The organism is Shigella sp. FC1661 (genome assembly GCF_001712525.1).
In the GTDB taxonomy this organism is placed as follows: Bacteria; Pseudomonadota; Gammaproteobacteria; order Enterobacterales; family Enterobacteriaceae; genus Escherichia; species Escherichia coli.
Map to the genome: position 1 here is coordinate 1 of NZ_MDGW01000092.1, position 8,152 is coordinate 8,152.

At 35.3% G+C, this 8,152-nt stretch carries 7 protein-coding genes and 4 pseudogenes; 10 read left to right on the forward strand and 1 reads right to left on the reverse strand.

Features of this window, described 5'->3' with window-relative positions; genetic code table 11:
• The 10 genes and pseudogenes from BFF42_RS06750 to BFF42_RS06790 form a co-directional block, all read left to right on the forward strand.
• Positions 1-326 (forward strand): annotated as a pseudogene (locus tag BFF42_RS06750) (IS1-like element IS1B family transposase); the annotation flags it as partial.
• Positions 327-338: 12 nt separating this feature from the next.
• Positions 339-413: pseudogene (locus tag BFF42_RS27570) on the forward strand (hypothetical protein); the annotation flags it as partial.
• On the forward strand, positions 413-1,312 hold the full coding sequence (gene rfbD / locus BFF42_RS06755; RefSeq protein ID WP_001023639.1) for a dTDP-4-dehydrorhamnose reductase: 900 nt from the start codon (positions 413-415) through the stop codon (positions 1,310-1,312). The pseudogene BFF42_RS27570 and the gene rfbD, both read left to right, overlap by 1 nt.
• Before the next feature lie 57 nt (positions 1,313-1,369).
• The gene (gene rfbA / locus BFF42_RS06760; protein WP_000857502.1) at positions 1,370-2,248 is read left to right on the forward strand and encodes a glucose-1-phosphate thymidylyltransferase RfbA; all 879 of its coding nucleotides are present in this window, start codon (positions 1,370-1,372) and stop codon (positions 2,246-2,248) included.
• A 4-nt stretch (positions 2,249-2,252) separates the two neighbouring features.
• A complete protein-coding gene (rfbC, locus tag BFF42_RS06765; RefSeq protein WP_001100800.1) occupies positions 2,253-2,798 on the forward strand; it encodes a dTDP-4-dehydrorhamnose 3,5-epimerase in 546 nt (181 codons plus the stop codon).
• Positions 2,788-3,973: pseudogene (wzx, locus tag BFF42_RS06770) on the forward strand (O149 family O-antigen flippase). The gene rfbC and the pseudogene wzx overlap by 11 nt, the downstream one beginning before the upstream one ends.
• A complete protein-coding gene (locus BFF42_RS06775) occupies positions 3,957-4,793 on the forward strand; it encodes a polysaccharide pyruvyl transferase family protein (protein WP_000532600.1) in 837 nt (278 codons plus the stop codon). Before wzx ends, BFF42_RS06775 begins: the two are co-directional and overlap by 17 nt.
• 30 nt (positions 4,794-4,823) lie before the next feature.
• The gene (wzy, locus tag BFF42_RS06780; protein ID WP_073692825.1) at positions 4,824-5,888 is read left to right on the forward strand and encodes an O149 family O-antigen polymerase; all 1,065 of its coding nucleotides are present in this window, start codon (positions 4,824-4,826) and stop codon (positions 5,886-5,888) included.
• Positions 5,885-6,580 (forward strand): glycosyltransferase family 2 protein, encoded by a 696-nt coding sequence (locus tag BFF42_RS06785; protein WP_015675255.1) that lies wholly within the window; start codon positions 5,885-5,887, stop codon positions 6,578-6,580. The genes wzy and BFF42_RS06785 overlap by 4 nt, the downstream gene beginning before the upstream one ends.
• Positions 6,581-6,746: 166 nt before the next feature.
• Positions 6,747-7,892, forward strand: a complete 1,146-nt coding sequence (locus BFF42_RS06790; protein ID WP_252866566.1) for a DUF1972 domain-containing protein — start codon at positions 6,747-6,749, stop codon at positions 7,890-7,892.
• Here BFF42_RS06790 and BFF42_RS06795 read toward each other — a convergent pair.
• A pseudogene (locus BFF42_RS06795) lies at positions 7,827-8,152 on the reverse strand (IS1-like element IS1B family transposase); the annotation flags it as partial. The gene BFF42_RS06790 and the pseudogene BFF42_RS06795 sit on opposite strands and share 66 nt — an antisense overlap.

An 8,152-nucleotide genomic window follows, 5' to 3' on the forward strand; every position in this document is an offset into this window, starting at 1 on the left:
TTTACGCGTATGACAGGCTCCGGAAGACGGTTGTTGCGCACGTATTCGGTGAACGCACTATGGCGACGCTGGGGCGTCTTATGAGCTTGCTGTCACCCTTTGACGTGGTGATATGGATGACGGATGGCTGGCCACTGTATGAATCCCGCCTGAAGGGAAAGCTGCACGTAATCAGCAAGCGATATACGCAGCGAATTGAGCGGCATAACCTGAATCTGAGGCAGCACCTGGCACGGCTGGGACGGAAGTCTCTGTCGTTCTCAAAATCGGTGGAGCTGCATGACAAAGTCATCGGGCATTATCTGAACATAAAACACTATCAATAAGTTGGAGTCATTACCAAATGGGTCGAAAATATGAAAAGTGGTGCCTATCAATCGTGGATTGAACAGAACTATGAGGGCCGCCAGTAATGAATATTCTCCTTTTCGGCAAAACAGGGCAGGTAGGTTGGGAACTACAGCGTGCTCTGGCACCTCTGGGTAATTTGATTGCTCTTGATGTTCACTCCACTGATTATTGTGGTGATTTTAGTAATCCTGAAGGTGTAGCTGAAACCGTAAGAAGCATTCGGCCTGATATTATTGTCAACGCAGCCGCTCACACCGCAGTAGACAAAGCAGAATCAGAACCGGAGTTTGCACAATTACTTAACGCGACAAGTGTCGAAGCGATTGCGAAAGCAGCCAATGAAGTCGGCGCCTGGGTTATTCACTACTCTACTGACTACGTATTTCCGGGGACCGGTGAAATACCATGGCAGGAGACGGATGCAACCGCACCGCTAAATGTGTACGGTGAAACCAAGTTAGCTGGAGAAAAAGCATTACAAGAGCATTGTGCGAAGCACCTTATTTTCCGTACCAGCTGGGTATATGCAGGTAAAGGAAACAATTTTGCCAAGACAATGTTACGTCTGGCAAAAGAGCGCGAAGAATTAGCTGTCATTAACGATCAGTTTGGTGCACCAACAGGTGCTGAGTTGCTGGCTGATTGTACGGCACATGCCATTCGTGTTGCACTGAATAAACCAGAAGTCGCAGGCTTATACCATCTGGTAGCCAGTGGTACCACAACCTGGTACGATTATGCTGCGCTGGTTTTTGAAGAGGCGCGCGAAGCAGGCATTCCCCTTGCACTCAACAAGCTCAACGCAGTACCAACAACAGCCTATCCTACACTAGCTCGTCGTCCGCATAACTCTCGCCTTGATACAGAAAAATTTCAGCAGAACTTTGCGCTTGTCTTGCCTGACTGGCAGATTGGCGTGAAACGCATGCTCAACGAATTATTTACGACTACAGCTATTTAATAGTTTTTGCATCTTGTTTGTGATGGTGGAGCAAGATGAATTAAAAGGAATGATGAAATGAAAACGCGTAAAGGTATTATTTTAGCGGGTGGTTCTGGTACTCGTCTTTATCCTGTGACTATGGCAGTCAGTAAACAGCTGCTACCGATTTATGATAAACCGATGATCTATTATCCGCTCTCTACACTGATGTTGGCGGGTATTCGCGATATTTTGATTATCAGTACGCCACAGGATACTCCTCGTTTTCAACAACTGTTGGGTGACGGTAGCCAGTGGGGGCTGAATCTTCAGTACAAAGTGCAAGCGAGTCCGGATGGTCTTGCGCAGGCGTTTATTATCGGTGAAGAGTTTATTGGTGGTGATGATTGTGCTTTGATTCTTGGTGATAATATCTTTTACGGTCACGATCTGCCGAAGTTAATGGATGCCGCTGTTAACAAAGAAAGTGGTGCAACGGTATTTGCATATCACGTAAATGATCCTGAACGCTATGGTGTCGTGGAGTTTGATAATAACGGAACAGCCATTAGCCTTGAAGAAAAACCGTTAGAGCCAAAAAGCAATTATGCTGTAACCGGACTTTATTTCTATGACAATGATGTTGTAGAAATGGCGAAAAACCTTAAGCCTTCTGCCCGTGGCGAACTGGAAATTACCGATATTAACCGTATTTATATGGAGCAGGGACGTTTATCTGTTGCCATGATGGGACGTGGATATGCATGGTTGGACACGGGGACACATCAAAGTCTTATTGAGGCAAGCAATTTTATCGCAACAATAGAAGAACGTCAGGGGCTGAAAGTTTCCTGCCCGGAAGAAATTGCTTACCGTAAAGGGTTTATCGATGCTGAGCAGGTGAAAGTATTAGCTGAACCGTTGAAGAAAAATGCTTATGGTCAGTATCTGCTGAAAATGATTAAAGGTTATTAATAAAATGAACGTAATTAAAACTGAAATTCCTGATGTGTTAATTTTCGAGCCGAAAGTTTTTGGTGATGAGCGTGGTTTCTTTATGGAAAGCTTTAATCAGAAAGTTTTCGAAGAGGCTGTAGGGCGTAAGGTTGAATTTGTTCAGGATAATCATTCGAAGTCTAGTAAAGGCGTTTTACGTGGGCTGCACTATCAGTTAGAACCTTATGCGCAAGGAAAACTGGTACGCTGCGTTGTTGGTGAAGTTTTTGACGTAGCGGTTGATATTCGTAAATCGTCACCAACTTTTGGCAAATGGGTTGGGGTGAATTTATCTGCTGAGAATAAGCGCCAGTTGTGGATCCCTGAAGGATTTGCACATGGTTTTTTGGTGCTGAGTGAAACGGCGGAGTTTTTGTATAAGACGACTAATTATTATCATCCGATAAGTGAAAGAGGGGTTAAATGGGATGATCCCTGTATTGATATTAAGTGGCCTCTAGTATCGTCTCCCCTGTTATCAGAAAAAGATAAGTGTTATTCATGGCTAACGAAACAAAATGAACAGTAATAAGAGACAAACTTTATTCTTTTCGCTTGATCAAATAATAGATTCTGGACTTGTTTTTATTTTTATTGCTATTGGCGGTAATTTACTTGACAAATCAGATATGGCTAATGTTGTGTTATTCCAATCTGTTGCATTAGTATCTGTATTGTTTTGTTCCTGTTTTACAACGCAATATTTACTGTTGCGCTATAAAAAACAATCTTCACTTTTTTGGCTAAAGTTATTTTTATTTTTTTGTATTATTACTATGTTGATTGTATCATTATGGTTTCAATCGGCAGAAATATTATTCTTGTTTTTTGTTGGAATATCTTCAGAATACATAAAACGATACTGCTTTTATATTAATAATTCTTGTCTCTCTTTCTTTTCAACGATAATAACGGCATTTATTTTTTTTGTTTTTATATTGATGTGTTGGCTGAATTTCATGCGCATTAATTCGACTATATATATATATATATATAGCGGTGCAAAGTTAATTCCGCTAACGATAATATGTTGTTTTCTTTTTATTAAAACAAAGTTCAATAGTGATGGTGAATATGAAATGCCATCTTTATGGTATGCAATTACTGATTCATTAAGATTTGGAGGCGTGTTTTCTGTTATTACCATTATTTATTGGATTACAAATCAAGGTTTCTTTATATTCTTTCATGACAGAATGCCTGCAGCAGAGTTGGTAGAAATTAGAGTTACGCAGAATGTGTTTGGTGTAGTTACAATGCTAATTGCATTGTACGACTCTATGTTTTTAAAGAAAAACATAGAGAATAAAAATAAAATATTTGATTGGCGATCTTATTTTAAATTCCTTGTAATTTCAATTGTTTTGATTACATTTAATTTTATTTTATTATATATATTATCAATAACAATATATAAACATTTGGATGTTTTTAAATATTCGATATGTCTTGCACTGGCCCAATTTTTTTATCTTTCCGCAAGGATGCCTGTACTTATTTTGAAATTGCGCTATAGTTTAAGTATTATTCTGTGGTTATACGTGTGTTCGCTTTTTTTTGTCCTCGTGTTACTTATTCTTGAAACATAATGATTATGATTTTCAATATATAGTGCAATCTATAACATTATCTAACTTCTTTATTTTTCTATTTTCATTATTAATAGTGTTTTACAAAGAGAGGATTTATGGGAAGAATTATTGAAGCTCTGTATGGGATATCAACGGAACTGAAAGAGCGAATCTTGAATATGGGAGAGAAAACAGTTCCGGTGAATTACTATACAAGACATAATAACTGGGGTGATCAATTAAATAAATATTTAATTGAAAAAATTACCAATAAAAAGGTAGTAAAGAACAACTTCAAAAAGCTACCTCATATATTAGCTATAGGAAGCGTTCTTTCAAGTGCATCAAATAAAAGTATCGTATGGGGGAGTGGTTTTATATCTAAAGATGCGCCATTACGAGAAACAGCCCCTGATATTAGGGCTGTTCGAGGTGTTTTGACTAGAAATAAACTTCAGAAAGATTTTTCAATTGACTGCCCTGATGTGTTGGGAGACCCGGCCGTTCTTTTGCCTTTATTTTATAAAGCAAAACATAGAAGTAAAAAATACAAAGTCGGTATTATTCCACACTATAAAGATAAGCAACGAGCTGTTGTACAGGATTTTTTACATAAAGGATGTGTTCTTGTTGATATTCAAGATGACATTGAAGTTTTTATTGATAAAATTAACGAATGTGAGGTTGTAATTTCATCGTCACTTCATGGATTAATTGCTGCAGATACTTATGGTATACCTAATTTATGGGTTTCATTTGGTGACCAAGTATTAGGTGGTGATTTTAAGTTTTTGGACTATTATAGTACTACTAATAATATAAATCCTAAAATGATACGACTAGATAATGATCATAAATATTCTATTGATGATTTGGTTAGAATTTCTAGATGTAATAAATTTATTAGAAGTTCTGAAGAGTTACTTGAAGCGTTTCCTAGGGAGTACATATGAATTACTATTATATAATTGTGTAGGTGAAAAATGCTAGTTACAATCCTGGCTTTATTTCTGTTTATACAATTACTCTATTTAATATCGTATAAACGTAATTTCAATACAAAAAGTATAAATGACATTTTGTCATTTATAATTTTTCTATTTTTAATTGTATTGTTTTTCTTTAGGAATGAAGATTTTGGTGCAGATACTCAGAACTATTTAAATGAATTTGATGAATATTGTTCTAATCCTAGTGGATATATAGGAGTGGATTACACATATAAATATATATTTGATTTAATTAATTTTCTAATGTTGGATAGTTGCCATATTAGTTGGTTAATTTGGATATGGCCAATATTTGTTATTGGTTGCATCTTTTTAGCAATAACAATATTTAGAGTTGATAAAATTTATATCATTGCTTTGTTTTCTTCATTTATAGGCATTGAGTTGTTAACTAATGCTCTGAGGCAGGGATTCTCAATAGCAGTACTGTTATTATCGTTCTGTTTGTTTATAAAGAGGCGATATTTTTTATTCTTGATAGCTGTAACCATTTCTTTTCTTTTTCATCAAGCTTCGATTCTGATCGTTTCTATTTTTATTATTTCTAGATGTAGCATTAGAATTGTAGTTCCTAGTATTGTTGTAGGTGTGTTTTTGTTGTTTGCGACAAATATTCTAGATGTTGTGCCTTGGGTTATTGAGTTTAAAAAGTTAATATATAAATATTTGCCGTATGCAGATGAGGACTTTATTATTCGAATCATAAGTATAATTAATACTTTATGTCTTTGTGTATTATATTTAATTGTCATGATTAAATCACATTGTAAGGATAAAATAATAAACAATATTGTTATTAATGCTACCTTTGTTTGTTGTATCGCATCTATTGTTCCGTATCTTGGTTTTCGAATTATATATGGCGTATATCCATTATTATTACTTTTAACCTACTGTAGCATAAGAAATTATATCGGCAGAGTGTCTTCATATAATTATTTATCGCTTTCGATATGTATTAATATCTTTATCTCAATTATGTGGTTGTGTGGTTCCTCCCATATGAACAAAATACCATTTGTGAGCATTATTATATGAAAAAAAGGAGTTTCGGTATTTCTGTTGTTGTACCTGTGTATAACAGGAAAGAAAAGTTAATCAGGGCTATTGACTCAGTTGATACTTTATCCCCACATCTTGTGGAGATTATTGTAATTGATGATTGTTCAGATTTGGCTCCTGACACATTTTTAGAGAAGAGTAATAAGTATGGGGTTAATGTTCACATTTATCGCAATAAATATAATAAGGGGCCGCAAATTTGTAGGAACATTGGGATTAGGAGAGCTAAATTTAATTATATTGCCTTTTTAGATTCAGATGATTATTTTTGCATGGGAAAAATAGATTGGCTATTGAATATTCTGAAGGATGAGGATATAGATTTTCTCTACCATGCAGTAAATGGATGTGAAAAATATAATCGAATTTCATCATATTGGTTTAATACAGTAGGTAAGTTTATTCATTTTAGATGGTTTTTGATTTTTTTGAATCCTTGTGTTACACCAAGTGTAGTGATTAAAAGGAAAGTTTGTTTATTTAATCCATGTTTGAGATATTCAGAGGATTATGCATATTTTTTATCTTATATTAATTCAAAAACTAAAGTTAAATATTTTGAAAGCATATATACAACAGTTCCTCGAGAAATAGGCACAAGAGGTGGTATTTCGCATAATATTATAAAAATGAGAAAGGGAGAATTTTATGGAAAAAAAATATATTAAGGAAGAGGCGAAATATATCGAATTATATTCGGTTTCTGATATCTTTAGGCATGGCTTGTCTTAGAGTTTTCTTTGATATAGTGAGAAAACGGTATAAAGTGAATAATTTATTTAAAGATATATAGTTAAATTTCTAATATTAGCAAGATAAATTAAGGTCATCAGTATGACAGAACAATTTTCAGAGAAAAAAATAGATGTTGTTGGAATTGTTGGATTGCCAGCATGTTATGGTGGATTTGAATCATTAGTTCAAAATTTAGTTGATTATCAAAGTCAAAATATAAAATACAATGTATATTGTTCACGAAAAAAATATAAAAACACCCCAAAAAAATACAAGCGTGCTGACTTGAAGTATATACCATTTGACGCCAATGGTAGTTCTAGTATCTTGTATGATATCTATTCGTTATTTTTGTCATTGTTTAACAAGGTAGATGTTGTCCTAATTCTCGGGGTTTCAGGGTGTGTTTTTCTACCAATTTACAGATTTTTTTCGTCATCAAAGGTTATTGTAAATATTGATGGATTAGAATGGAAAAGAGCAAAATGGAAGGGTATTGCTAAGTGGTATTTAAAAAATTCAGAGAAAATAGCTGTTAAATATTCAGATGTTGTTGTGGCTGATAATGAAGCTATTGCTAAATATGTCTTAAAAAAATACGGTTTAGAAGCTAAAATTATTGCTTATGGTGGTGATCATTCATTGGTTAAGAAGCCAATATCAGTTATAAAAGAGGACTATTTTTTTACTGTCTGCAGGATTGAACCAGAAAATAACATAAGAATGATATTAGAAGCATTTAAAAATACAACACACAGTCTAAAAATTGTTGGTAATTGGGATTCCAGTTTGTATGGGCGACGACTAAAAGAAGAATTTGGGAATTATAATAATATTGAAATTATAGACCCTATATATGATTCTGATATCCTTTTTAACTTTAGGTCTTTATGCCGTGGCTATATTCATGGGCATTCAGCTGGTGGGACAAATCCTTCTTTAGTCGAGGCTATGCATTTTCAAATTCCTATTATTGCCTTTGATTGTGATTTCAATCGGTTTACAACTGACAACTATGCGTTTTATTTTAAAAATAAAAATGAGCTATCTTTTATCGTCAATGATATATTAAATGGCAATCAGAATGAACAGGCAGAAATCTGCGCAAAAAAAATGAAGGAAATTGCTACAAAAAAATACACGTGGGATACCATAGCCAAAATGGGTAATGACTCCAACTTATTGATAGTGTTTTATGTTCAGATAATGCCCGATGACTTTGTCATGCAGCTCCACCGATTTTGAGAACGACAGCGACTTCCGTCCCAGCCGTGCCAGGTGCTGCCTCAGATTCAGGTTATGCCGCTCAATTCGCTGCGTATATCGCTTGCTGATTACGTGCAGCTTTCCCTTCAGGCGGGATTCATACAGTGGCCAGCCATCCGTCATCCATATCACCACGTCAAAGGGTGACAGCAAGCTCATAAGACGCCCCAGCGTCGCCATAGTGCGTTCACCGAATACGTGCGCAACAACCGTCTTCCGGAGCCTGTCATACGCGTAAA